At 70.0% G+C, this 24,218-nt stretch carries 27 protein-coding genes; 15 read left to right on the forward strand and 12 right to left on the reverse strand.

Annotation, left to right across the window (positions count from 1 at the left end; genetic code table 11):
• Nucleotides 1-66: 66 nt before the first annotated feature.
• On the forward strand, nt 67-3,087 hold the full coding sequence (locus PV646_RS31465) for an NACHT domain-containing protein (RefSeq protein ID WP_500345935.1): 3,021 nt from the start codon (nt 67-69) through the stop codon (nt 3,085-3,087).
• A 3-nt stretch (nt 3,088-3,090) separates the two neighbouring features.
• Here PV646_RS31465 and PV646_RS31470 read toward each other — a convergent pair whose 3' ends face one another.
• From PV646_RS31470 to fabG, 3 genes are read right to left on the reverse strand one after another with little or no spacing between them, the layout of a single operon-like run.
• Nucleotides 3,091-4,119, reverse strand: coding sequence for a ferrochelatase (locus tag PV646_RS31470; protein ID WP_500345936.1), 1,029 nt, complete (start codon nt 4,117-4,119; stop codon nt 3,091-3,093).
• 52 nt (nt 4,120-4,171) lie between these two features.
• The gene (gene fabI, locus PV646_RS31475; protein WP_189156736.1) at nt 4,172-4,939 is read right to left on the reverse strand and encodes an enoyl-ACP reductase FabI; all 768 of its coding nucleotides are present in this window, start codon (nt 4,937-4,939) and stop codon (nt 4,172-4,174) included.
• Between the two features lie 46 nt (nt 4,940-4,985).
• Nucleotides 4,986-5,690: a beta-ketoacyl-ACP reductase gene (fabG, locus tag PV646_RS31480; protein ID WP_189156737.1), complete on the reverse strand. Its 705-nt coding sequence runs from the start codon at nt 5,688-5,690 to the stop codon at nt 4,986-4,988.
• A gap of 108 nt (nt 5,691-5,798) precedes the next feature.
• Here fabG and PV646_RS31485 point away from each other — a divergent pair, with 108 nt between their 5' ends.
• The 6 genes from PV646_RS31485 to PV646_RS31510 all read left to right on the forward strand — a co-directional run bounded on the left by PV646_RS31485 (nt 5,799) and on the right by PV646_RS31510 (nt 12,276).
• Nucleotides 5,799-8,381, forward strand: a complete 2,583-nt coding sequence (locus PV646_RS31485; protein ID WP_500345937.1) for an FAD-binding and (Fe-S)-binding domain-containing protein — start codon at nt 5,799-5,801, stop codon at nt 8,379-8,381.
• A 28-nt stretch (nt 8,382-8,409) separates the two neighbouring features.
• Nucleotides 8,410-8,841 (forward strand): hypothetical protein, encoded by a 432-nt coding sequence (locus PV646_RS31490; protein ID WP_500345938.1) that lies wholly within the window; start codon nt 8,410-8,412, stop codon nt 8,839-8,841.
• A gap of 80 nt (nt 8,842-8,921) precedes the next feature.
• On the forward strand, nt 8,922-9,581 hold the full coding sequence (locus PV646_RS31495) for a response regulator transcription factor (protein ID WP_452251086.1): 660 nt from the start codon (nt 8,922-8,924) through the stop codon (nt 9,579-9,581).
• Nucleotides 9,582-10,886 carry a sensor histidine kinase gene (locus PV646_RS31500; RefSeq protein WP_500345939.1) on the forward strand — a complete coding sequence of 435 codons (1,305 nt, stop codon included), beginning with the start codon at nt 9,582-9,584 and terminating at the stop codon, nt 10,884-10,886.
• On the forward strand, nt 10,883-11,746 hold the full coding sequence (locus tag PV646_RS31505) for a TAXI family TRAP transporter solute-binding subunit (RefSeq protein ID WP_500345940.1): 864 nt from the start codon (nt 10,883-10,885) through the stop codon (nt 11,744-11,746). Before PV646_RS31500 ends, PV646_RS31505 begins: the two co-directional genes overlap by 4 nt.
• Nucleotides 11,743-12,276, forward strand: a complete 534-nt coding sequence (locus PV646_RS31510; RefSeq protein ID WP_500345941.1) for a dihydrofolate reductase family protein — start codon at nt 11,743-11,745, stop codon at nt 12,274-12,276. Before PV646_RS31505 ends, PV646_RS31510 begins: the two co-directional genes overlap by 4 nt.
• Here the strand turns inward: PV646_RS31510 and PV646_RS31515 are convergent.
• Genes PV646_RS31515 through PV646_RS31535 form a run of 5 tightly spaced genes read right to left on the reverse strand, consistent with a single transcriptional unit; the run spans nt 12,261 to nt 16,484 of the window.
• On the reverse strand, nt 12,261-13,226 hold the full coding sequence (locus PV646_RS31515) for a VWA domain-containing protein (protein WP_500345942.1): 966 nt from the start codon (nt 13,224-13,226) through the stop codon (nt 12,261-12,263). The genes PV646_RS31510 and PV646_RS31515 overlap by 16 nt on opposite strands.
• Complete coding sequence (locus PV646_RS31520) at nt 13,223-14,167, reverse strand: DUF58 domain-containing protein (RefSeq protein ID WP_500345943.1); 945 nt, start codon at nt 14,165-14,167, stop codon at nt 13,223-13,225. Before PV646_RS31520 ends, PV646_RS31515 begins: the two co-directional genes overlap by 4 nt.
• On the reverse strand, nt 14,164-15,213 hold the full coding sequence (locus tag PV646_RS31525) for an AAA family ATPase (protein WP_030481847.1): 1,050 nt from the start codon (nt 15,211-15,213) through the stop codon (nt 14,164-14,166). Before PV646_RS31525 ends, PV646_RS31520 begins: the two co-directional genes overlap by 4 nt.
• Before the next feature lie 60 nt (nt 15,214-15,273).
• Complete coding sequence (gene mobA, locus PV646_RS31530; protein ID WP_500345944.1) at nt 15,274-15,804, reverse strand: molybdenum cofactor guanylyltransferase; 531 nt, start codon at nt 15,802-15,804, stop codon at nt 15,274-15,276.
• Entirely contained in the window at nt 15,801-16,484 is a 684-nt protein-coding gene (locus tag PV646_RS31535) for a TetR/AcrR family transcriptional regulator (protein WP_500345945.1), read from the reverse strand. Before PV646_RS31535 ends, mobA begins: the two co-directional genes overlap by 4 nt.
• A gap of 77 nt (nt 16,485-16,561) precedes the next feature.
• Here PV646_RS31535 and PV646_RS31540 point away from each other — a divergent pair, with 77 nt between their 5' ends.
• Together PV646_RS31540 and PV646_RS31545 are read left to right on the forward strand one after the other, a co-directional pair.
• Nucleotides 16,562-17,470 carry an ATP-binding cassette domain-containing protein gene (locus tag PV646_RS31540; RefSeq protein WP_500345946.1) on the forward strand — a complete coding sequence of 303 codons (909 nt, stop codon included), beginning with the start codon at nt 16,562-16,564 and terminating at the stop codon, nt 17,468-17,470.
• Complete coding sequence (locus tag PV646_RS31545) at nt 17,467-18,213, forward strand: ABC transporter permease (RefSeq protein WP_500345947.1); 747 nt, start codon at nt 17,467-17,469, stop codon at nt 18,211-18,213. The genes PV646_RS31540 and PV646_RS31545 overlap by 4 nt, the downstream gene beginning before the upstream one ends.
• On the opposite strand, the gene PV646_RS31550 is transcribed toward PV646_RS31545, so the two are convergent.
• Nucleotides 18,200-19,072 (reverse strand): oxidoreductase, encoded by an 873-nt coding sequence (locus tag PV646_RS31550; RefSeq protein WP_500345948.1) that lies wholly within the window; start codon nt 19,070-19,072, stop codon nt 18,200-18,202. The genes PV646_RS31545 and PV646_RS31550 overlap by 14 nt on opposite strands.
• A gap of 27 nt (nt 19,073-19,099) precedes the next feature.
• Between PV646_RS31550 and PV646_RS31555 the strand changes: the two genes are divergently transcribed.
• The 4 genes from PV646_RS31555 to PV646_RS31570 all read left to right on the forward strand — a co-directional run bounded on the left by PV646_RS31555 (nt 19,100) and on the right by PV646_RS31570 (nt 21,604).
• A complete protein-coding gene (locus PV646_RS31555) occupies nt 19,100-19,441 on the forward strand; it encodes a DUF2203 domain-containing protein (protein WP_500345949.1) in 342 nt (113 codons plus the stop codon).
• Nucleotides 19,442-19,524: 83 nt separating this feature from the next.
• The gene (locus PV646_RS31560; protein ID WP_500345950.1) at nt 19,525-20,073 is read left to right on the forward strand and encodes a cysteine hydrolase family protein; all 549 of its coding nucleotides are present in this window, start codon (nt 19,525-19,527) and stop codon (nt 20,071-20,073) included.
• Nucleotides 20,070-20,972, forward strand: coding sequence for a GlxA family transcriptional regulator (locus PV646_RS31565; RefSeq protein WP_500345951.1), 903 nt, complete (start codon nt 20,070-20,072; stop codon nt 20,970-20,972). The genes PV646_RS31560 and PV646_RS31565 overlap by 4 nt, the downstream gene beginning before the upstream one ends.
• Before the next feature lie 74 nt (nt 20,973-21,046).
• Nucleotides 21,047-21,604, forward strand: coding sequence for a cysteine hydrolase family protein (locus tag PV646_RS31570; RefSeq protein ID WP_500345952.1), 558 nt, complete (start codon nt 21,047-21,049; stop codon nt 21,602-21,604).
• On the opposite strand, the gene PV646_RS31575 is transcribed toward PV646_RS31570, so the two are convergent.
• From PV646_RS31575 to PV646_RS31585, 3 genes are read right to left on the reverse strand one after another with little or no spacing between them, the layout of a single operon-like run.
• A complete protein-coding gene (locus tag PV646_RS31575) occupies nt 21,591-21,980 on the reverse strand; it encodes a hypothetical protein (RefSeq protein WP_500345953.1) in 390 nt (129 codons plus the stop codon). The two genes, PV646_RS31570 and PV646_RS31575, sit on opposite strands and share 14 nt — an antisense overlap.
• Complete coding sequence (locus PV646_RS31580) at nt 21,977-22,618, reverse strand: Rossmann-fold NAD(P)-binding domain-containing protein (RefSeq protein WP_500345954.1); 642 nt, start codon at nt 22,616-22,618, stop codon at nt 21,977-21,979. Before PV646_RS31580 ends, PV646_RS31575 begins: the two co-directional genes overlap by 4 nt.
• The gene (locus PV646_RS31585; protein ID WP_500345955.1) at nt 22,615-23,148 is read right to left on the reverse strand and encodes a TetR/AcrR family transcriptional regulator; all 534 of its coding nucleotides are present in this window, start codon (nt 23,146-23,148) and stop codon (nt 22,615-22,617) included. The genes PV646_RS31580 and PV646_RS31585 overlap by 4 nt, the downstream gene beginning before the upstream one ends.
• A 48-nt stretch (nt 23,149-23,196) precedes the next feature.
• On the opposite strand from PV646_RS31585, the gene PV646_RS31590 reads away from it, so the two are divergent.
• Together PV646_RS31590 and PV646_RS31595 are read left to right on the forward strand one after the other, a co-directional pair.
• A complete protein-coding gene (locus PV646_RS31590) occupies nt 23,197-23,682 on the forward strand; it encodes a GNAT family N-acetyltransferase (RefSeq protein WP_500345956.1) in 486 nt (161 codons plus the stop codon).
• Nucleotides 23,683-23,751: 69 nt separating this feature from the next.
• Nucleotides 23,752-24,183: a PLAT/LH2 domain-containing protein gene (locus PV646_RS31595; RefSeq protein ID WP_500345957.1), complete on the forward strand. Its 432-nt coding sequence runs from the start codon at nt 23,752-23,754 to the stop codon at nt 24,181-24,183.
• Nucleotides 24,184-24,218: the final 35 nt, after the last annotated feature.

The raw sequence follows: 24,218 nt of genomic DNA on the forward strand, positions 1-24,218 counted from the left end.
CACACGGTCGGGTCATCCGTGGCCAAACATCCCCGGACGACCCGGCCGCGCTGAAAAGCTGCCCGCGTGGCACTCCGCAAGTGGGTGATCACGGCAGGCTTGGCCGTAACGGTCGTCGTCGTGCTCGTCCTTTCTCTCAGCGAACTGCAAGACAGTGATGCCTACGGCAGCATCGCCGCCGCGCTGGTGGCGATCGGCACAGCCTTCACCGGCATCGTCCTGTACCTCTCCCGCGAGCAACGCCCCAGACCGGCCGGCGAGGAAGCCGACGCCCTGGCCGTGGAACTCCTCGAGCAGTGGGAACCGGAGGTCCGGCACCGCCGCGAACGCTTCGGCTCACCACGCCTGATCCCGCTCACCTGGACCGGCACCGCCATCGGCCGCGTGCGCCTGCGCCCTCACGGCCGGCTCGACGGCAACCCGGACACCGCGTCCGCCGAGCTGGCCGACGCCTTCGACCGGCTCCCGTGCCGACGCCTGGTCGTGATCGGCGAACCGGGCTCCGGCAAGACGTTCCTCGGCGTCCTGCTCACCGTGGGCCTGCTGCGCCGCCGCCGGTCCGGCGCCCCGGTCCCCGTCTTCATGTCACTGTCCTCCTGGGACCCGGTGGCCGACGGCCTCGACGACTGGCTCGTCCGCACCCTCGCCGCCACCCACTACAACGGCCGCGAACAGGTCGTGCGCACACTCCTGGCCCACCGCCTGCTCCTGCCCGTGCTCGACGGCCTCGACGAACTCCCCGACCACGCCCGCCGCCGGGCGGTGAACCGTCTCAACCACGTCCTGGAGGGCGATCGCCCCATCGTGCTCACCTGCCGCGTCACCGAGTACGAGGACCTGATCGCAGGCGGCGCCCCGACGCTGCTGCGCGCCCCGGTCGTCCGCATCAGCCCGGTCACCGCGGCCCACGCCTCCGCACACCTGTCGACCTGGCCCGCCATCGCCGAGCACGTCCGCGACCAGCCCGACGGCCCCGTCGCCGCCGCGCTGAGCACGCCGCTGATGCTGTCGGTGTTCACGGCCGCCTACGAGTCGCGCTCTCCGCTCGAACTGCTCGACACCACCAGGTTCGCGAGCAGGCATGCCGTCGAGGACCACCTCGTCGACCTCATGGTCGACACGCTCTACCCCGACGAGAAGCAGCTCCACTGGCTCTCGCACCTCGCCGGTCTCCTGCACCGCCACGGCGACCGCGACTTCCGCTGGTGGCAGCTCGCCCAGCGCACGCTGTCACCGTGGATCGCGCCCGTGCTCGGCCTGCTGGCGGGCGCGATCGCGTCCGTCGTCGCGGCACTGGTCCTCCCGGCCGGCTCGATGATCGACGCCGCGCCGATCGCGGCCGTGTTCGGCGTGGTGATCACGACGGCGTGGCTGGCCGTCGGCGGCCGCACACCCGCGGCGGTGGACGCGGTCCCCGGCGTGCGGGGGTTCGGCAGAGGCGCCCTCACCGGAGCCGCGCTGGTCCTGGTGCCCGGTCTGCCGATGCTGTTGCTCAGCACGCCGTTGACGGACACCACGCAGATGGCGGCGCACCTCGGCGCGTTGCTCGCGCTGTCGCTCATCACCGCGCTCGGGGTCGGCCTGCACGAGGTGCTCGCGGCGCGGACCAGTCGCGTCACCAGGACAGGCCCCGACGAACTCCTGCGGCAGGACCGGCGGTCGGCCTTCTCCTCGGCCGCGGTGACGGGCGTCCTCGTCGGTGCGCTGACGGTCGTCACCTGCACGTTCGCCGCCGCGGTCGGCGGTTATCTCGGCGAGCGGTTCCAGGGGTCCGATTTCCCCGTGATCCTGCACCTGGACCTTCCGCCGTGGGGGACGCACGTGCCGTGGCCCGTGGCTGAGGAACACATCCCCACGATGGTCATCTGCAGCGTGCTGATCCTCGTGTTGTTCGCGGCCGCAGTGCTCGTCACCCGAGCCTGGACGCGTTTCCTGGTGGCACGGACGGCACTCGCGATCACCGGACGACTGCCGTGGCGCCTGATGCGGTTCCTTTCCGAGGCACGGGAACGCGGTCTGTTGCGCGTCGCCGGCAACGGCTACCAGTTCTGGCACGTCCGGCTGCAGGAACGCCTGGTGATGACGACGGCCCGGACCGCCCCCGCACGGCGGGTGCCCAGGGGCGCGGTGGCGGCGGTCGTCGTGGTGCTGCTCACGGCGGTGACGGCGGTGACCTGGGCCGCCGCACCGTCGGGTTGCCCGGCGACGGGGTGGCCCGATGTGGACGAGCGCACGGTCCGCTCGCGCGGGTCCGGCACCGACGTGTGCTTCACGCACGTCCCGCCGGACAGGTGGCACCTGCTGGCCGGCCGCCCTCTGCTCGCCCAGATCGCCCTCAACCAGCCGAAGGCCGTCTCACCGGGAACCGACAGGATCGTCGTCTTCGGCGACCTGAACGACGTCCAGGACCCTCAGTGGGACGAGGTCCTGCGCGGGCTCGTCGCCGCACAGGAGATCCACGGGGACCCGTTGGTCGTCGACCTCGTCCACACCGATTCCGCGTACACGTCGACAACGGACCACAACGATGTCGTGGCGAACTACGCCGCGCGCACCGCCGACTGGCACCACCACAGCTCGGCCATCGTCCTCGACGGCACCAAGTCGACCCTCGACGGCATGGGCCGGGCGGTGATCGGCCTGCAGGACGCTCAGCTGCGCTTGATCCCGCTGATGTACCTGAAACAGATGTTCGGCAGCAACGACGTGAAGGAATCGGTGCTGTCCAAGGAAAAGGTGGCGGACGGCATCTCCGCGCAGGAGTGCGAGTTCCTGCGGGGGCAGCCCGGTGACGTGGACCTGGACCTCACCGGTGTCCCGCCGAGCTACGGCCTGTTCCACTTCATCTCCTCCTGCGCCCGGGCCAGGGTGCTCATCAGCGAGGAGGACGTCGGCGCCCTGCGGCAGTTCTCGTCGAGGCTGCTTCCCATCTCGGTCTACTACCTCGAGCACCGGTCCGAGCTGGCGTGGCACGACTGCCGGGAACGCCTGCACGGTATGGAGACCGCGGTGAAGGCCTGTGCGGCAGCGCTCCTGGCCGCGGACGAGGGCAGGACACGGCTCCTGCCCGCGACCGCGGGGTCCTGACCGTCAGGAGGTGCGGGCCGGCCTCTTGGCCGGCTCGCAGCACAACGGCGCGCAAGGCGCCCCGTTCACGGTGCACCCGGCCACCACGAACGACGACAACTTCCGCACGGGCGCACCGGAAGTGTGCTCAGCCACCAACTCGGTCACGAGCTCGGCGAAGCGAGGATCCCCGTTGGGCGTCGCGGCACGAGCGAACTCCATCCCGAGCTCCAGAGCACGGTCACGAGCCTCGGTGTCGAGGTCCCACACCACTTCGAGGTGGTCGGACACGAACCCGATCGGGCACACGACGACACCGGTGACACCCTTGGCGTGCAAGGCATCGATGTGGTCGACGACGTCCGGCTCGAGCCACGGGATCTGCGGCGGCCCGGACCGTGACTGCCACACGACGTCGTACTCGGTCACGCCCACCTCAGCGGCGACCAGGCGCGAGGCCTCGACGACCTGGCGCGAGTAGCGGTAACCACCCTCTGAGGGCGGCCCTGCGGCCTTGTCCGCGGACACCGGCACCGAGTGCGCGGTGAACACGAGCCGGTACGCACCACTGAGAGAAGCGGCCGCAGCACGCACACCGTCAGCGAAAGCGGACACGAACAGCGGGTGGTCGAAGAACTGGCGCAGCTTCACCAACTCAGGACCATCGGGCACGGCCTGCAGGGCACGCACGATGTCCTCGTCGTACTGGCGGCAAGCGGAGTAGCCGCCGTACGCGCTCGTCGGGAACACCAAAGCCCTCGAAACGCCGTCGGCCTTCATCTGCGCGACGACGTCCTCGGCCATCGGGTGCCAGTTGCGGTTGCCGAAGTAGATCGGCAGCTCGAAGCCACGGGCCTTCACGGCCTCGATGGCTTCCAGGTTCAGGCGGTTGATCGGTGACACGCCGCCGAAGTGCTGGTAGTGAGCTTCGACCTCGTCCAGCCGTTCAGGCGGCACGCCGCGTCCGCGTACCACGTTCTCCAGGAAGGGTCGGACGTCCTCAGGACCTTCTGGGCCGCCGAAAGACAGCCAGAGCAGCGCGTCGAAACTCACCGCTCCATCCAATCAGACGTCCGATCTCCTCACATGACGAACGGATGTGACGTCAGAGACCCAGGAAGTGCACGCCGCCGTCGACGAACACCATCGAGCCCGTGGTGGCCGGGAACCAGTCGGACAGCAGGCCGCAGACGGACTTCGCGACGGGCGTGGGGTCGTCGACGTCCCAGCTCAGCGGAGCCTTCTCGCCCCACATCTTCTCCAGCTCGCCGAAGCCCGGGATGGACTTCGCGGCCATGGTGCGGACCGGGCCGGCGGAGATCAGGTTCACGCGGATGCCGTCCGGGCCGAGGTCGCGCGCCATGTAGCGGTTGATCGACTCGAACGCCGCCTTCGCCGCGCCCATCCAGTTGTAGGCGGGCCACGCCTGGCGGGCGTCGAAGTCGAGGCCTACGACCGACGAGCCGTGCGTCAGCAACGGGCGGGTGGCCTGCACGAGCGCCTTGTACGAGTACGCGGAGACGTGCATCGCCACGGAGACGTCCTCCCACGGCGCGTCCATGAACGGGGCGCCGAGGCAGCTCTGCGGGGCGAAGCCGATGGCGTGCACGACGCCGTCGAGGCCGTCGACGTGCTCACGCACGCGGTCGGCGAGGGTGTCGAGGTGTTCCTGGTTCTGCACGTCGAGCTCGACGACGGGCGCGGGCTTGGGCAGGCGCTGGGCGATGCGCGTCACGAGGCTCATCCGGCCGAACCCGGTCAGCACGACCTCGGCGCCCTGTTCCTGGGCGACGCGTGCGACGTGGAAGGCGATCGACGCGTCGGTGATCACACCGGTGATCAGCAGTCGCTTGCCCTCGAGCAGTCCGGTCACTTGATCCAACCCTTTCGCAGTACGGGAAACCAGTGGTGGAGAGAGCTCAGTGGCCCATGCCGAGGCCGCCGTCGACCGGCAGCACGGCACCGTTGACGTAGCCGGACTCGTTGGCCGCGAGGAACGTGACGGCGCGCGCGATCTCGTCGGCCGCGCCGTACCGGCCGGCCGGGATCTGCTTCAGAGCGGCTTCGCGAACGGCCTCGGGCAGCTCGTTCGTCATGTCCGTGGTGATGAAGCCGGGCGAGACGACGTTCGCGGTGATGTTGCGCGAGCCGAGCTCCAGCGCGATCGACCGCGCCATGCCGACCATGCCCGCCTTGGACGCGGCGTAGTTCACCTGGCCGGCGCCACCGGTCAGGCCCACGACCGACGAGATGAAGACGATGCGGCCGAACTTCTTGCGCAGCATGCCGCGGGACGCGCGCTGGGCGAAGCGGAACGCGCCGGTGAGGTTCGCGTCGACGACCGACGTGAACTGCTCCTCGCTCATGCGCAGCAGCAGCGTGTCCTGCGTGATGCCCGCGTTGCAGACGAGCACCTCGACGGGACCGTGTGCCGCCTCGACCTCGGTGAACGCGGCGTCGATCTCTTCCGAGTTCGTCACGTCGCACTTCACGCCGAGCAGACCTTCGGGAGCGCCGGACCCGCGGTGCGTCACCGCGACCTTGTCGCCCTGCGCCGCGAACGCCTGCGCGATCGCGAGGCCGATGCCGCGGTTGCCTCCGGTGACCAGAACGGACCGACTCACTAGCTCTCCTGAGAATCGCTGCTGGTTGACCGGGTGAGGCTATCGGCTACCGGCAGGTAGTCCGGCATCGGCGGAGCCATGTCACATCCATCCAGGCATGATCGGGTGATGCGGGCCTTTCTCGATCAGCTCCGACGTGACGTGGACGGCGACGTCCTGGACGACCCGGCGAGCCGGGCCCTGTACTCCGCGGACGCGTCGAACTACCGGCACGTGCCACGGGTGGTCGTCCGTCCACGTACGACGGACGCGGTGGTGGCGGCCGTCGGGATCGCAGCCGAGCACCGCGTGCCGATCACCAGCCGTGGCGCGGGAACGTCCATCGCGGGCAACGCGTGCGGCACCGGCCTGGTGATCGACTTCAGCCGCTACCTGACCGCGTTCGAGATCTCCGGCGACCGGGCGTTCGCCCAGCCCGGCGCGGTGCTCGACAGGATCAACGCAAGCGCCGGCGACTACCTGTTCGGCCCCGATCCGTCCACGCACTCGCGCTGCACCATCGGCGGGATGATCGGCAACAACGCGTGCGGCGCGCACTCGGTGAGGTGGGGCAAGACCAGTGAGAACGTCACGAACCTGAGCGTCCTCACCGCCGATGGCCGCACGTTCGACACGACGAACCCGCCCGAGCTCGCGCTGCCGTCGTACGACGCGGCGTGGTTCCCCCAGCTCAGCCGCCGGGTCAGCGGGTACGCGCTGGACGCACCGACACTGACGCAGCAACTCGTCGGCACCGAGGGCACGTGCGTGGTCCTGCTGGGCGCCGAGCTGAAGCTGGTGCGCAGGCCGGAACGCCGCGTTCTGGTCGTGCTCGGCTTCGCGGACACCTACGACGCCGCCGACAGCGTCATGGGCATCGAGGACGCGCTCGCGATCGAGGGTCTGAACGAGGCGCTGGTGCACAGCGTCCGGACCCGCCCCGACCTGCCAGAAGGCCGCAGCTGGCTGTTCGTCGAGGTCGAGGACCACCCCGAACGCGTCGCGCGGATCAGCAAGAACTCGATGATCATCCACGACCCCGCGCAGCAGCGGGCGCTGTGGCGGATCCGCGAGGACGGCGCCGGTCTCGCCACCCGCATGGCCGACGGGAGCGAGGCCTGGTCGGGCTGGGAGGACGCGGCCGTCCCGCCGGAGCGTCTCGGCACCTACCTGCGCGAGTTCGACCAGCTGCTGACCCGGTACGGACGGCGCGGCATCACCTACGGCCACTACGGCGAGGGTTGCCTGCACGTCCGCATCGACTTCGACCTGGCCCACGGCTACCGCGAGTTCCTGCAGGACGCCGCGGACCTGGTCGTCAGCCACGGCGGCAGCCTGTCGGGCGAGCACGGTGACGGCCAGGCGCGGTCCGAGCTGCTCAGCCGGATGTACCCGCCCGCGGCGATCAGGGCGTTCGGTGAGTTCAAGCGCGCCTTCGATCCGGGGAACCTGCTCAACCCGGGCCGGATCGTGGAGCCGCTGAAGCTCGACGACGACCTGCGGATCCTCGTGGCGCCACCGAAGATCCCGACCAGGGCGGAGTTCGCGAGCGACACGCGCCGATGCGTCGGCGTCGGCAAGTGCCTGAACACCCAGGGCGGCGTGATGTGCCCGAGTTACCGCGTCACCAAAGAGGAAAAGCACTCCACGCGAGGCCGTGCGCACCTGCTGTTCGAGATGCTCAACGGTGATGTCGTCAAGGGCGGCTGGAAGTCTCCGGAGGTGGCGGAAGCCCTCGACCTCTGCCTGGGGTGCAAGGGCTGCAAACGCGACTGCCCGGTCGACGTCGACATGGCGAGCTACAAGGCCGAGTTCCTGCACGAGCACTACAAAGGCCGGATCAGGCCACGTGCGCACTACGCCATGGGCTGGCTGCCGACGTGGCTGAAGTACGGGCTGGTCAACAGATTCACCGCGAAACTAGGCCGGTTCGCGGGCATCACGCCGGAGCGCGAACTGCCGCGCCAGACCACCACCCTGGTCCGCCAGCTCCACCCGCTCGGCAAGGGCGATCCGGTGCTGCTGTTCCCCGACACGTTCACGAACTTCTTCGAACCCGGCGTCGGCCTCGACGCCGCGACCGTGCTGGCGCACCTGGGCAACCGGGTCGAGGTGCCGTCCGCGAACGTCTGCTGTGGACTGACGTGGCACTCGACCGGCCAGCTCGCCAAAGCCCGCCGGGTGGTCGAACGCACCGCGCGGGCGTTGCTGCCGTGGACGAGCCAGGGCGTCCCGGTGATCGGCCTGGAGCCGAGCTGCACGGCGTTCCTGCGCGTGGAGGCTCCGAAACTGTCGGACGACCCGGCGGTGCGAGCGCTGGCCAAGGCCACCCGGACGTTCGCCGAGCACGTCGCCCCGAAGCTGCCCGAGGTGGAGGGCAGCCGCGAGGCCGTCGTGCAAACCCACTGCCACCAGTACGCCGAACTGGGTTTCGAGCCGGACCGCGAGGCGATGGAGAAGGCCGGGCTGCGGCCGAAGGTCGTCGAGGGGTGCTGTGGCCTCGCCGGCAACTTCGGCTTCGAACGAGGCCACTACGACGTCTCGATCGCGTGCGCCGAACAGGACCTGCTGCCGGCGTTGCGGGACGCCGAGGACGCGCTGGTGATCGCGGACGGCTTCAGCTGCCGCACGCAGATCCGCCACACCACCGAACGCGAGCCGGTGCACCTGGCCAGCGCGCTCGCGGCACGGCTGGGTGTGATTTACCGCTGACTAACCGGTACCGGCCACGGTGGTGCACATGCTGAAGAGGATTGCCGCCACCGTGCTCGCGGCCGCCGCCATCGCCGTCACGCTCACGGGGACGGCTCAGGCCGAGTACAACCCGAAGTGCACGACCGGCGTGACGCCGATCGGGTCTACGGGCTACATCAAGCTGGGCAAGACGACCATCGCGTCGGTCAAGCAGTTCAAGGGCTGCAACAAGAACTGGGCCTACACCTACGTGTGGGACTCGTGGCTCTCGTCGCACAAGCGCGACTTCTACGTCTACACGGGCGTGTGGACCAAGGAGGGCCAGGCGGCCCGCGACCAGGTCAGCGGCTCGAAGGGCCAGCGCGAGGTGTGGTCGTCCGGCGCGAGCACGCTGAGCGTGTGCACGTTCGCCAAGGGCTCGATCCAGTCGGTCGAGAGCGGTTACTGGGAGAACGCCACCACCGACCTGCGCTGCTAGGGAAGGGCGGAGACTTCTTTACAGTCACTTAAGCGCGTCGACATGCGCGGGCAACGGGCGTTATGACCGATACTGCTCCCATGCGGGTGCTGTTGGTCGAAGACGACGACGGTGTCGCGAACGCCCTGGTGGAGGCACTGCGGGCGAACGGGCACCGGCCTACCCGCGTGCGCAGGGGTGCTGACGCGCTGATCGCCCACCGGGACGCGGACGTGGTGCTGCTCGACCTCGGGCTGCCCGACCAGGACGGCCTGGAGGTGCTGCGCAAGCTCCGCAAGATCGACCCGGTGCCGGTGCTCGTGCTGACGGCACGGGGTGATGAGCGCACGGTTGTCCGAGGGCTCCGGCTCGGCGCGGACGACTACCTGGTCAAGCCGGTGCGGCTGGCCGAACTCCTCGCCCGGATCGACGCGGTGGCGCGCCGGAGCGCGGCGCGGTCGCAGGAACCGGACGAGCTCGTGCGGGTGTCCGACGTGGAGATCGACCTGCAGAGCCGTCAGGTCGTGGTCGGCGGGCGCGAGATCTCGTTGACCACCAAGGAGTTCGACGTGCTCGCGGTGCTGGCGCGCCGGCCGGGCACGGCGGTGAGCAGGCAGCAGTTGATGGACGAGGTGTGGGGCAACGCGTTCGTGGCCGTGTCGCGGACGCTCGACGTGCACCTCACGCAGTTGCGCGCCAAGCTCGACCGGCCGGGGCTGCTGCACACGATCCGCGGTTTCGGCTACCGGCTCGGTGAATAGATGCGGCAACGGCTTCTGTTGGTGCTGCTGCTGTTCTCGCTCTCGGCCGTCACGGCGTTCGCGTTCCCGTTGCTGATGAGCGTGGCCTCCGAACGCACCCAGCAGTTCGTGATCAGCCGCACCGCGGACCTCGACCGCTTCGCCACGCTGCCCGTCGACGTCGTGGTGTCCGAGGCCGAGCGGTACGCCGAGGTCTACGACGAGGAGATCGTGGTCGTCGACGCGTCCGGCACGCCGGTCGTCGAGTCGGGCATGACGGCCGGGGACGTGTCGGCGCAGATCGACGCCGCGTTGCGCAACCAGCCGGCGAAACCCGTGCCGACCGTGATGCCGTGGAGCGGCGGCGACGTGCTGTTCGCCCGGCCCGTCGGCATCGGCACGAAGGTCGCGGGCGCCGTGGTGCTGCGGGCTTCGACGCGGGTGGCCGCGCTGGACGTGGCACGGCGGTGGGCGGTGGTGCTGGCGGGGGCGTTGCTGGCGGCGTGCGCGTGCGTCCTGCTGGCCCTGGTCGTGTCCCGCTGGCTGATCAGGCCGCTCAAGGAACTCGACCGGGGTGTCCGGGCGGTCGCGGAGGGGCAGCGGCGCACACACGTCGCCGACACCGCCGGACCGGCCGAGCTCAGGGCGTTGTCGGAGTCGTTCAACCGCATGTCCGACGCCGTCGCCGAGGCCGCCGACCAGCAACGGCGCCTGATCGCCGACGCCTCGCACCAGCTGCGCAACCCGATGGCGGCGCTCCGGCTCCGGGTCGACATGCTGCCGTCCAACGGCTCGCTGCTCACCGAGGTCGAACGCCTGGAGTCGCTGCTGGACGGTCTCCTGGCGCTGGCCTCCGCCGAGAGCACCGCCACCGAACGTGCCGCGGGCGGCGTCGAACCCGAGCTCGCCGACCTGCAGGTGGTGGCGCACGACCGCGTCGACGCGTGGCGGGCGGCGGCACAGGCCGAGGGCGTCACGATCACCGTCGACGACCGCGCGCCCGGACTCGTGCGGTGCGCGGTGTCGGACCTCGCGCAGGTGCTGGACGTGCTGCTGGACAACGCCATCAAGTACGGCGCCACCGAGGTCGTCGTCGTCTGCGACCGCGCCACGCTGACCGTGCGGGACAACGGACCGGGCTTGTCCAAAAAGGACATCAAGCACGCCACCGAACGGTTCTGGCGCGGCGACGACTCCCGGCGCGGCACGGGCCTGGGCCTGGCGATCGCGGAACGCATCGTCACCGCGCACGACGGAAAGCTGAAGCTGCACACGGACAACGGCCTGGTGGCCACGGTCGAACTGCCGAAGGAGCCGCTGCTGTGAGGCGCCGGACGTTCCTCCTCGGAGCACTCGCCCTCACCGCGTGCGGGACGAGCGAGCCCGACGGCACGATCAGGATCGCCGGTGGTGAGCCCGGCGGTTTCTACAACGACTTCGCCGCCCTGATCTCGCGCCTCGCGCCCGGCCCGTTCGCCATCACCCCGATCCAGACCGGCGGCAGCGCCGACAACCTCCGGCATCTCCGCGAGGGCAAAGCCGACATAGGCCTGTCCCTGAGCGACAGCGCCCACCTGGAACCCGGCCTCGTCGCGCTCGGCCGCGTCTACGAGAACTACCTGCAGCTCGTGGTGCTGAAGGATTCGCCGTACAGAACCGCCGCCGACCTCATCGGCAAACCCGTGTCCCTGGGCGCGGACGGCTCCGGCGCCGCCCTGCAGGGATCCAGGCTCGCGCTGGGCGTGCAGGAGCGGCACTACCCGTTGCGCAACGCCGTCGACGCCCTGAAGTCCGGGGAGATCGCCGCCCTGCTGTGGTCCGGCGGCGTCCCCACCCCGGAACTCGACAAGGCCAGCGGCATCAGGCTTCTCGCGCTCGACGGGTTCCTCCCGCGACTGCGCCAGGACTACGGCAAGGTCTACGAACGCGTGGACGTGCGCATGGGCGTCTACGGCTCCCCCGCCGACGTGCCCACGATCGGCACGCCGAACCTGCTGGTGTGCCGCCCCGACCTGAGCGCCGCGTTCGCCGGAGCCGTCGTGCGGCTGCTCGTGGGCAGGGCCGCCGAGCTCGTGCCGGAGCAGGCGCTCGGCACCCAGTACCTCGACGTGCGCAGTCTCATCGACACGGGCAAAGTGCCGTTGCACCCTGGTGCGGCAGCGGAATACCGGAGGCTTCACGGATGATCAGCACGATGGCGTCGGTCTCGCTGGACGGGTTCTTCGAAGGCCCCGATCACGACATCGACTGGCACCACATGAACGACGAGTTGCACTCCCACATCAACGCCGAACTGGCGAAGTTCGACACGTTCGTCGACGGCCGCCGCAACCACGAGCTGATGCTCGCCGCGTGGCCGCACGCCGAGGACCACCCCGAGTGGCCGCAGGCGATGCGCGACTTCGCCCCGATCTGGCGCGACACGCGCAAGATCGTCTACTCGCGCACGAAGCGGTTCACCGACTGGAACACCGAGACCCGCACCGAGGTCGATCCGGACGAGATCCGCGCGCTCGCGGGCGACACCATGGTCGGCGGGAACGAGCTGCTGCAGACGTTCCTCGAACACGACCTGGTCGACGAGATCCGGCTCTACGTCAACCCGATCGCGATCGGCGCGGGCACGCCGTTCTTCCGCAAGCCGAACGCCCTGGCGCTCAAGGGCACCAGGGCGTTCGGCAACGGAGTCGTGCTGCTCACCTACGGCAGGCGCTGACCCAGCAGCAGAGCGGCGGCGGCCGCGAACATCGCCGTCATCGTGCCGAGCAACAGCCACGGCTTCGACGCGTCCGCCTGCTTCTTCTCGTACCCGATCTGCTCGCCGAGCGTGTCGTAGACGCGCTTCAGCTCCTCGGCCGAGGCGGCCTTGAAGAACTCGCCGCCGGAGATCTTCGCGATCTCCTTCATCGAGTCGTCGTCGACGGGCACGGACTGCTGCCTGCCCTCGATGTCGACCACGCCGTCCTCGGTGCCGAACGAGATCGTGGAGATCGGGATCCCGGCCTTCTTCGCGTCCTCGGCCGCGTCGAACGCCTTGCGGGTGCCCACGGTCTCCTTGCCGTCCGTCATCAGCACGATGCGGGCGGGCGGAGGGCCCTCGGCGCCGCCGACGACCTTGCCGAACGAGTCGATCGACGCCATCGCGGCCACCAGCGCGTCACCGGTCGCGGTCGACTGGGCGAGCTTGAGCCCGTCGATCGACTGCGTCACGGCGGGACGGTCGGTGGTCGGCGCGACCAGCACGGTCGCGGAGCCGGCGAACGAGATCAGGCCGAGGTTGATGCCCGGCGTGAGACCTTCGGCGAACGACTTGGCGGCCACCTGCGCGGCCTCCAGCCTGGACGGCTTCACGTCCGTGGCCTTCATCGACAGCGACACGTCGACCACCAGCATCACGGTCGCCCGGTTGCGCGGGACCCGCTGCTCGGACGTCGGACCGGCCAGCGCGACCGTCAGCAACGCGAGCGCGGCCAGCAGGAACGCCGCCGGGACGTGCCGCGACCAGCGTTCCCGCTTGGGCGCGACCTTCTCCAGCAGCTCCAGGTTCGTGAACCGCAGCACCCTCTTGCGGCGGATCCGTTGCGCCACCACGTATCCGGCGGCGAGCAGCCCGACGGCGAGCAGCAGCAGGAACCACCACGGGGCGACGAAGTTCGAGAAGCTCATGCGACACCCCCAGACCAGCGGCGCTTGCGCGCCACCACGAAACGAACCGTGTCCGCGATCCAGTCCGAGTCGGTCCGCAGCACCAGGTGCCCGGCGCCCGCGCGGCGCAGCCCGGCCGCCACCTCGCCCCGGTGTTCCGCCGCTGCGGCGTTGAACTCCTTGCGCAGCAACGCGGACGCGGTCACCTCGCGCTGCCGCCCGCTCTCCGGGTCGGACAGCACGACGGTGCCGACGTCGGGCAGGTCGACGTCACGCGGGTCGACGATCTCGATGGCCACGATGTCGTGGCGCGCGGACAGGGCCCGCAGCGGCCGTTGCCACTCCATGCCGCCGAGGAAGTCGGAGACCACAACGATCAGGCCACGACGGCGCGGTGGCCGGCGCAGTTGTTCGAGCAGCTCGGCCAGGTCGCCGCGGGTGCCCTCGGGCGCCCGGTCGATCTCGGCGATCTTGCGGATCATGCCGCGCGCGTGCGCCAGGCCTCCGCGCGCCGGGACGCGGACGCTTTCCGCGCCCGTCGACACCGCGGCGCCGATCCGGTTGCCACCGCCGCGCGTCAGGTGCGCGACCGCGGCCGTCGCGGCGATGGCCAGGTCGCGCTTCTCGCAGGCGGCGGTGCCGAAGTCGAGCGACGGCGACAGGTCGATCGCCATCCACGTCTCCAGCTCGCGGTCGGCGACCGTTTCGCGGATGTGCGGGATCGTCGTGCGGGCCGTGACCGCCCAGTCCATCCGGCGCACGTCGTCGCCGGGCTGGTAGGTGCGCGCCTCGCCCGGTTCGGTGCCCGGCCCCGGCACGAGGCCGAGGTGGTTGCCCTGCAGCAGACCGTCGAGACGGCGCCGGACGTCGAGCTCCAGCATGCGCAGCGCGGCTTCCATCCGGACACCGCGCAGCACCGGCGGCGCCCAGGACGGACGCTCTTCTTCCTTGTCCTTGCTCACGGCCTACCAGCCGGAACCGGCTGCTGCGGACGGGCCGACACCTGCGGCAGCGGCACGATCTGGAGCACGCGGGTGATGATGTGGTCGATCGGCACGCCGTCGGCCAGCGCGTCGTAGGAGAGCACCAAGCGGTGGCGCAGCACGTCCGGGACGACGTCCACGACGTCCTGCGGCAGCACGTAGTCACGGCCACGGACCAGAGCGAGCCCACGCGCGGCGGCGATGATGCCGAGTGACGCACGCGGCGAGGCACCGTAGGCGACCCAGCCGGCGACGTCGGTGAGGCCGTGCTCGCCGGGCGCGCGGGTCGCGATCACCAGGCGCACCACGTAGTCGACGAGCGCGTGGTGGACGAAGACGCGGGACGCGACGCCCTGCAGGCGCACCAGTTCCTCGGGCGAGAGGACCTGGCTCGGCGTGGGCGCCTCGACGCCCATCCGGTAGACGATCTCGCGCTCTTCCTCGGCGGTCGGGTACTCGACCTGGATCTTGAACAGGAAGCGGTCGCGCTGCGCCTCGGGCAGCGGGTACACGCCCTCGTTCTCGATCGGGTTCTGCGTCGCCAGCACGAGGAACGGGTTCGGCATCGGGAACGTGCGGCCACCGATGGACACGTGCCGCTCGGCCATGACCTCGAGCATCGCGGACTGCACCTTGGCGGGCGCGCGGTTGATCTCGTCGGCGAGCACGAAGTTCGCGACGACGGGACCGAGCTCGACGTCGAACGTCTCGGTGGACTGGCGGTAGATGCGGGTGCCGAGGATGTCGGCGGGCACCAGGTCGGGCGTGAACTGCACGCGGGAGAACGAACCTCCCACGACGCGGGCGAACGTCTCGACGGCGAGCGTCTTCGCGACGCCCGGCACACCTTCGAGCAGCAGATGGCCCTTGGCCAGCAGACCCACGAGCATCCGCTCGACGAGCCGGTCCTGGCCGACGATGACCCGCTTCACCTCGAACACGGTGCGTTCGAGCAGCTGGGCGTCACGAGCCGGGGTGACGGGCGCCGATGCGTTCGGCGTTGCCTCGGCGGCGGGCTCGGTCACGTGCGGGCCTCCATGCGGAACAGGGTTTACCGATCGTTGACAGTCTTACTCCCCGCCTGTTCAACCGCTGTGAAGGGTGTCCAGGTCGGCGGGTGTGTCGACGTCTCTCGCCTCACCGGGCAAAGCGGACACTTCGACGGGATCGAGCTTCAGGAGGGTCCTGCGCAGCGGCAGGTTCCGGGGATCCCCCGGCAGTGCTTCACGCAGCTCAGCCGCGTTCCAGCAGCCGATCAGCCACTGCACGCGGTCGTCCTTGAGCACGGCGTTGCGACCGGCTTGCCTGAGGCGGGCGATGGTGTCCTTCGTGAGACCGGGCTGGTCGACGGCGAGCACGACAACCCACTCCTCGGCGACCTTCGCCAGCCCTGCGGCCAGACCGGCGAGCGGACCTCCGCCGGGCGGCTCCTCCCGCGCCCAGACGACACCGGGCAGGTCTTTCTCCGGCCCCACAACGACTTTCTGGCTCGCGTCGTCCACTACGGACAGCACGTGGTCGAGCAGCGTCGCGTCCCGATAGGACAGCGCGGCCTTGTCGACGCCACCGAGCCGCTCGCCCTTGCCGCCGGTGAGGATGATCACCGCGTACGTCACTGCCTGCCTCCGATGTGCGCCGAGACGCCTTCCAGGAACAGGTGCAGGCCGAAGTCGAACTCGGCAGCCATGTCGTCGGCGTCGAGCAGGTCGTCCACGTCGAAGACACCGGACGCGACGATCTTCGCGAGCGCGGGCATCCTGCGCGGGTCGACGACCTCGCGCAGTCGCTGCCCGTACTCGCGGCTGAACTGGGCCGGGTCCTTCTCGAAGCCCTGCGTCAGCGCGACGCTCAACCACGCCTCGCCGTGCACGAACGTCATCAGGCTCATCACCACGCCGACCTTCTCCCCCGGCTCCAGCGGGGTGCCGTCGAGCGCCCCCAGCGCGCTGTCGAACCAGAGCAGGCTCTTGGGACCGCTCGGCGGGCCGTTCAGGGGGATCTGCAAGAACCACGGGCGCTTGCGAATGCCCGCGAGCAGCGCCTTCGCCCAGACCTCGAACTGAGCGCGCCACTCGCCGTCCGGCAGCGAGGGCGGGTCTTCGAACGCGGCGTCGGCCATCAACTGGAGCAGCTCGTCCTTGCTCTTCACGTGGCGGTAGAGCGCCATCGTGGCGTTGCCCATCTCCTGCGCCACTCGTGCCATCGACACGGCGGCGAGGCCCTCGGCGTCCGCGATCGCGATGGCGGCTCGCGTGATGTCGGCGGCGTCGATGGTCGGCTTGCGCCCCCTTTTCATACCCCCTAGTCAAACAGATGCGTATGCCATACGCTAATCCAGGTTTTGCGTATGAGGTACGCATAAAAGGGGGTTCGATGATCGTCGAGACAGAGGGTCTGACGAAGAGATACGGCTCCACGACCGTGCTCAGCGGCCTGGACCTGAAGGCCGCGGAGGGGTCGGTGCTCGCGCTGCTCGGCCCGAACGGCGCCGGGAAGACCACCACGATCCGCATCCTGAGCACGCTGACCAGGCCCGATGGCGGCGCGGCGCGGGTGTGCGGGTTCGACGTGGCGCGGTCGGGCGCCGACGTGCGCGGCGTGATCAGCCTGACCGGGCAGTACGCGGCGGTGGACGAGGAGCAGACCGGGCGCGAGAACCTGTTCATGATCGCCCGGTTGCACCGTTTCGCCAGGCCGGCGGCCCGCGCGCGAGCCGTCGAACTGCTGGAGCGGTTCGGCCTGACCGACGCGGCGGACCGGCGGGTGCGCACCTACTCGGGCGGCATGCGCCGACGCCTGGACCTCGCGATGAGCCTGGTGGCCCGGCCGCGACTGCTGTTCCTGGACGAGCCGACCACCGGCCTCGACCCGGTCAGCCGCACGACGATGTGGGACGCGATCGGCGACCTGGTGCGCGACGGCGTGACGATCTTCCTCACCACCCAGTACCTGGAGGAGGCCGACCGCCTGGCCGACCGGATCGTGGTGCTGCACAACGGCGGCGTCGTCGCGGACGGCACCCCGGACGCGTTGAAGAACTCGGTCGGAGGCACCCGGCTCGACCTCGTGTTCTCCTGCGCCGAGGATGCTTTCAGAGCACGGGACGTGGCCGGCGGGGTGGTGGACGGGCCGACGTTGAGCGTGCCGTCCGACGGCAGCGCGGTCCACCTGCACCGCGTGCTGGACGATCTGCTGGCGGCACGTGTGGGCGTGCTGCGGGTGTCCGCGCACCGCCCGACCCTGGACGACGTCTTCACCTCGTTGACGGCGGTGGCCGCATGACCGCCTCGGTGACGATGATCGGTCGCAGCATCCGGCTGAGCCGCCGCAACTTCGACCTCGTGATCATGGCGATCGTGTTGCCGGTGCTGATGATGGCGTTGTTCGTGTACGTGTTCGGCGGCGCGATCAGCACCTCAGTGCAGTCCTATGTGGACTACGTGGTGCCGGGCATCCTCGTGCTGTGCACGGGGTACGGCGCCACGTCCACCGCGATGTCCGTGACCGACGACGTGCAGAAGGGCGTGCTCGACCGGTTCCGCTCCCTGCCGATCCGCGGGTTCTCCGTGCTGACCGGCCACGTCGTCGCCTCGGTCGCGCGCAACGCCCTGGCGACGTTCGCGGTGGTGCTCGTGGCTCTGCTGATGGGCTTCCGGCCGTCGGGCACGGTCGTCGAGTGGGTGCTCGCGATGGGCCTGCTCCTGCTCTACGTGCTGGCCCTGTCGTGGCTCGCGGCGGGGTTCGGCGTGATCGCGCGGACCGTCGAGTCCGCCAGCCTGCTCGGGTTCTTCATGCTGTTCATCCCGTACCTGAGCAGCGCGTTCGTGCCGGTGGCGACGATGCCGTCCTGGCTGCGCGCGATCAGCGAGCACCAGCCGATCACACCGGTGATCGAGTCCGTGCGGGCCCTGCTGAACGGTCAGCCGGTCACCTCGGGCTGGCTCGCGCTGGCCTGGTCGGGCGGTCTGCTGGTGGTGGCGTTCGGCTGGGCGACCTGGTTGTTCGGGCGGATCAGCCGTCGCTGAGGTGCGCGGCGTCGAGGCGGGTGAGCTCGTCCCCGGTCAGGACCAGCTCGCCCGCCTCGACGTTCTGCCGCAGGTGTGCCGGATCGCCAGTGCCGGGGATGACGAGCACGTGCGGTCCGCGCGCGAGCGTCCACGCCAGCCGGACCTGCGCGGGCGAGGCGTCGTGGACGTGCGCGATCTCGGTGACGACGTCGTCCTCGGCCGAAGTCCCGGCCTCCTGGTTCGCGCCGGCGAGCGCGAAGAACGGCACGAACGCGATCCCCCGCTCCCCGCAGACGCCGAGGAAGTCGTCTTGCTCGGGGTGGTGGCCCAGGCCGTAGGAGTTCTGCACGCACACGACCTCGGCGACCCGTTGCGCCTGGTCGAGGTGGTGCGGCTTGACGTTGGACAGCCCGAGGTGCCGGACCAGCCCGGCCTGCTGGAGCCGCGCCAGTTCCTCGAAGTGCGCCGTGACGTCGTCGAGTCCGCTGATGCGCAGGTTCACCACGTCGAGGTGGTCGCGCCCGAGCTGGCGCAGGTTCTCCTCGACCTGGCCCCGGAGCTGCCGCGGCGTCGCGAGCGGCAGCCACTCCCCCTGCGGCGTGCGGCCGGGCCCGATCTTCGTGACGATCACCAGGTCGTCCGGGTACGGCGCGAGCGCGCTGTTGATCAGCTCGTTGGCCGACCGCGTGGCGGAGAAGTAGAAGGCGGCCGTGTCCACGTGGTTGACGCCGAGCTCGACGGCCCGGCGCAGCACCTCGATCGCCTGCCCGCGATCCCGCGGCTCCGCGCGGGGGTCGAACGCCGTCCCCCGCTGCGGCAGGCGCATCGCGCCGAAGCCGATCCGGTTCACGGTGAGGTCACCCAGTCGCCACGTCATTGCGCCCACTGTGCCAGCCTTGCCTCCGTGGGAGTGTTCACGCTGGACGAAGCACGGACCGAGCTGGCGACGCTGCTGCCGGTGCTCGACGAGATCGTGCGCCTGCGCGCCGACGCCGCCGAACTGGCCGTGGGCGGGTCGTCGCTGGGCGGGCTGCCGGAGTTCAAGGCGGCGCAGGCCCGGCTGGACGAGCTGATGGAGGCCGTGCAGAAGACGGGGGCGGAGCTGAAGGGCTTCGCGCCGTTGCTCGTGGACTTCCCTAGCGAGAGGGAGGGGGTTCCAGTCCTGTTGTGCTGGTTGGAGGGTGACCGGTCGTTGAACTGGTACCACCGGGCTGACCTGGGGTTCGCGGGCCGACGCCCGCTGTGATCTTCCCACGGTGACCGGATCCGTCCGCTCCTCGGCCGGGTCGTGCCTGTCCCGCCGCCGCGAACCCCGCGAGGCTTGCGGTCATGAAGCGAGCATTGATCGTCGTCGACGTGCAGGAGTCGTTCCGCCAGCGCGCCAACTGGGCCGAGGTGTCCAACCCCGACGTGGTCGGCAAGGTCAACCAGTTGGTCGACATGACCCGCGACGCCGGTGACCTCGTGGTGTGGGTGCTGCACTCCGAGCCCGGTTCCGGCGACGTGTTCGACCCCGCGCTGGGGCACGTGCGGCTGATCGACGGGCTGAAGCCGCTCGACGACGAACCCGTGCTGACCAAGACCGCGCACAACGCGTTCACCACGACGAACCTGCAGCAGACGCTGACCACGCGGGGTGTGCGGGAGCTGCTGATCAGCGGTATCCGGACCGAGCAGTGCTGCGAGACGACCACGCGGGTGGGGTCGGACCTCGGGTTCGACATGACGTTCGTGACGGACGCGACCGCGACCATGCCGCTGCCGCACTGGCGGACCGGGAAGGTGCTCGGGGTCGAGGAGATCGTCGAACGCACGGAGTACGTGCTGGCGGGCCGGTTCGCGCGGATCTCGGATGTCGCTACGCTGACCGGATCGTGACCAGAGTCGTCTTCCTGCTCGTTCCTGGAGTGCACCTGCTCGACCTCGCGGGGCCGGCGCAGGTGTTCTCCAGCGCCGCCGATCTCGTGGACGGGTACGCGTTGTCCTACGTGGGCGACGCGGAGACCGTGCTCAGTCATCAGGGCGTGCCGCTCGGTGCGTCGCGTGAGTTGCCCTCTCTCGATGCCGACGATCTCGTGTTCGTGCCGGGGTGGCGGTCGCCGAAGATCGTGGGGACCGGGCACTTGAGCGAACGGGCGTTGGCCTGGTTGCGCGCGCACCACGGCAGCGGTGGCACGGTGGCGAGTGTGTGTGCCGGCGCGGATGCGTTGGGGCGCGCGGGTTTGCTCGACGGACGGCGGTGCACCACGCATCACGAACTGCAGGAAGAGCTCGCACGGCGCTACCCGGCCGCACACGTCGTGCGCGACGTGTTGTTCGTGGAGGACAACAGGGTCGTGACGTCTGCGGGCATCGCGAGCGGTATCGACCTTGCGTTGCATCTCGTCGCCGTACGTCATGGGCCCGTTGTCGCCGCCGCGATCGCACGCACGATGGTCATCTACGCGCGCAGGAACGGCGACGACCAGCAAGCCAGCGTGCTGATGCGGCATCGGTCGCACATCAACGAGACCGTGCACCGCATTCAGGACGTGATCGAGTCACGGCTCGCCGACCGCCTCTCGCTCTCGGAACTGGCCATTCATGCCGGTTGCAGCGAACGGACGGTGACGCGGTTGTTCGGCCGTGCGACGGGCATGACGCCGTTGAGGTACCAGCAGGCGTTGCGAGTCGAACGGGCCGAACACCTCATCGGCCAGGGCGCCACGGTGGAGGCGGCGGCGCGCAACGTCGGGTTCGAGGACGCCCGGATGTTGCGTCGTCTGCGTTCGCGCTGAGCCGCACGCGTGCGGCCGTCCACTGCCGACGGAACACCCTTGCACCCCATCGGAAGCGGCCTAAGCTGAGCCGGGTGACGACTCTGGCGAACCGCCCCAGCACCGCGTTGCTCGTGATCGACGTGCAGAACGGCGTGGTCGACCACGCCCACAACCGCGACGAGGTCGTCGCCAACGTGGCCGCCCTCGTCGACAAGGCGCGCGCGGCCGGCGTCGACGTCGTGTGGGTGCAGCACAGCAACGCGGAGTTCATGCCCAAGGAGTCCGACGGCTGGCAGTTCGTGCCCGAGCTGAAGGTCGCCGAGGGCGAATCCGTGGTGCACAAGACCTACGCCGACTCGTTCGAGGCGACGGACCTCGAGGAGGTGCTGGCGGGCAAGGGGATCGGCAGCCTCGTGGTGTCCGGCGCGCAGACCGACGAGTGCATCCGCTCGACCCTGCACGGCGCCGTCGTGCGCGGCTACGACGCCCTTCTGGTCAGCGACGCGCACACGACCGAGGACCAGTCGGAGTGGGGCGCTCCCACCCCGGACAAGGTCATCGCGCACACGAACCTCTACTGGGAGAACCACACCGCGCCGGGCCGCAGCGCGGGCGTCGTGAAGACGGAGGACGCGTTCAAGCCCGCGTGACGAGGTGCCTGCTGGGCGTGTAGTCGATCTTCCAGTCCTCGTACACGCCGCACAGCCCGCATCCCAGGCACCGCAGGCCGACGGTCAGCCAGCGCACCTCGCCGTCCGGCAGGCACGACGATCCGAGCGCGGCGGCGAACTCCTCGCCGCCGCACGTGCACGCGCACTCCTCCGCGTCGTCGGCGTCCCAGTGCTCGTCGGAGTCACCGATGAACTCCGCGAGACCGCACCCGAGGCAGGTGCGGCGCATCGCCTGGTCCTCGGTCAGCTGCACCGTGAACGCCCTGCCGCCACACCCGCCGCACACGGACTCGACGACGTGCGTGACCTCGTACCCGTCCTCCTGGTACGCCCGGATCGCCTCGTCGAGCGTCATCCGGCGAGCCGGTTGATCTCGTCGCTGCGCAGGATCCGCGCCGCCGGCGCCCCCTTGGCCAGCGCCACCATCGCGCGCCCGAGCAGGTCGGTGGTCGTGACGTACTTCGGCGCCACCTTCCGCAGCACCGGGAACAGCCACGAGGACCACGAGTAGACGTACCGGTAGATCCGGGTGCGCGACGTGATCCCGTGCCGTGGCTGGATGAATCCGGGCCGCACCACGAACACCGGCCGGTCCAGCGCCAGCAGCTCGTTCTCCGTGCGTCCCTTCACCCGCGCCCACATCGTCTTGCTGTCAGCGCCCGCGCCCTCGCCGGACACGTACACATAGGTGCCGCCCACGACCCGTGCGGCCTCCAGGGCGTAGTCGTGCGTCACCGGCGTGTACTCGGCCTCGGTCAGACCCGCGGACGTGACACCCATGCAGTAGAGGCACGCGTCGGCGTCGGCCAGTTCCGAGGCGACCGGCGCCAGATCGCCGAAGTCGGGGTGCACGACGTGTCGCAGCTTGGGATCGCTCGCGCTCGACGGCGAACGTCCCACGGTCACGACGGAGTCCACCGCGGGATCGAGCAGGCATTCGCGCAACGCGCCCTGACCGACCATTCCGGACGCACCGAAAATCACTACCTTCACGCCGTCAAGCTAGTCGCCAGCGCCGCGGCGACGCGCTCGCCGTCCCCCGTCGCCAGCAGGTCCAGCAACGCGCCCCGCAGCAACGCCAGCTCACGCGTGCGTGCCGCCAGTCCCGCAGCGGTGTCACGCACGTCCTCGGGCTGAGCCGCGCGCAACACCTCCAGCCAGTCCTCCACTGTCGCACGCGCGAAGCCCGCCCACGGCCCGTCAGGCTCCACGAGAGAGCGCGCGTACGCCTCCAGCCACAAGGTCAGCAACGGCCGGTGAGCGGGCGCGGACAACCACTCCCACAGCCGCGCGACCACCCCTGGCCCGGCGCCGATGTCGGCGAGCAACGCCAGCTCGTCAACACGTGCCCGCGCCAGCAACGCCTTGACCAGGCCTTCCTTGCTGCCGAACAGGTAGAGCAGCACACGCGTGCTCGACCCGATGGCCGCCGCCAGCGGCCGCAGCGAGACAGCGACCAGGCCGTGGGTGAGCACGTACCGGTAGGCGGCTTCGAGCAGTTCGGTCTCCCGGGCGGACGGCATGGCGCTAGTGTCGCACTACTGAAACACTCGTGTCAGTGGAGGAGACCCATGCTGATCCGCCCACTCGGCCACCCCGGCGACCTGGGCTGGGTGGTCCAGGCGCACGGCGAGCTCTACGCGTCCGAACTCGCCTGGGACACCTCGTTCGAAGCGCTCGTGGCCAAGATCGTCGGCGATTACGCGGTGGACCACGACCCCGCGAGAGAGGGCGCGTGGATCGCCGACCTCGACGGCCAACGCGTCGGATGTGTGTTGTGCGTTCGTGAGGACGACACGACAGCGAAGTTGCGCGTGCTGCTCGTGCATCCGGACGCGCGTGGCCACGGCGCGGGCAACAAGCTCGTCAGCACGTGCATCGAGTTCGCGCAGAAGGCGGGCTACGAACGCATGGTGCTGTGGACGGTCGACGGCCTCGCGTCAGCCCGGAAGATCTACGAGGCGCACGGCTTCACGCTCGAAGAGGAGACCCCGCAACACAGTTTCGGCCACGACGTGACCGGCCAGCTCTGGGCACGCGACCTGCGGATTTCATGATCGCCGAAGAGTCCCGCAATCGCGCGCTGCCACCTTCTCCCCAGCACCACCTGAGAGAGGGGAACAAGCATGAAGGTTGTCACCACCGCGGTCATCGGCGTTCTCGCCGCGGCGTTCGCCGGCACCCTGGCCATGGGCACCGCGCAGGCCGCGCCGGGGCAGTACCGCATCGAGGTCCGCACCTGCAACGTGGACAAGGCGGGCACTGACTCCCGCGTCGAGGTGCGCCTGAACGGCACGACCTCGTCCGGCTGGATCAACCTCGACAACCCGGGCGACGACCGCGAGCGCGGCAAGACCGACGTCTACGACTTCACGCTGTCCGAGGTCGGTCCGCTCACGTCGTTCGACATCGCGTTCGACAACAAGGGCGACAGCTCGCACTGGTGCCTGGAGGAGGTCGTCGTCCGCGGTCCTCAGGGCGTGACGATCCACCCGCACCACAACTGGCTGCGCAGCGCCACCACGAAGGCGAACCCGCTCCGTCTCGGCGCCGCCTGAGTGGACGGTGGCCCGCTCACGGGCGGGCCACCAGT

Source organism: Streptomyces sp. ID05-26A (assembly GCF_033794685.1).
Classification (GTDB): Bacteria; Actinomycetota; Actinomycetes; order Mycobacteriales; family Pseudonocardiaceae; genus Lentzea.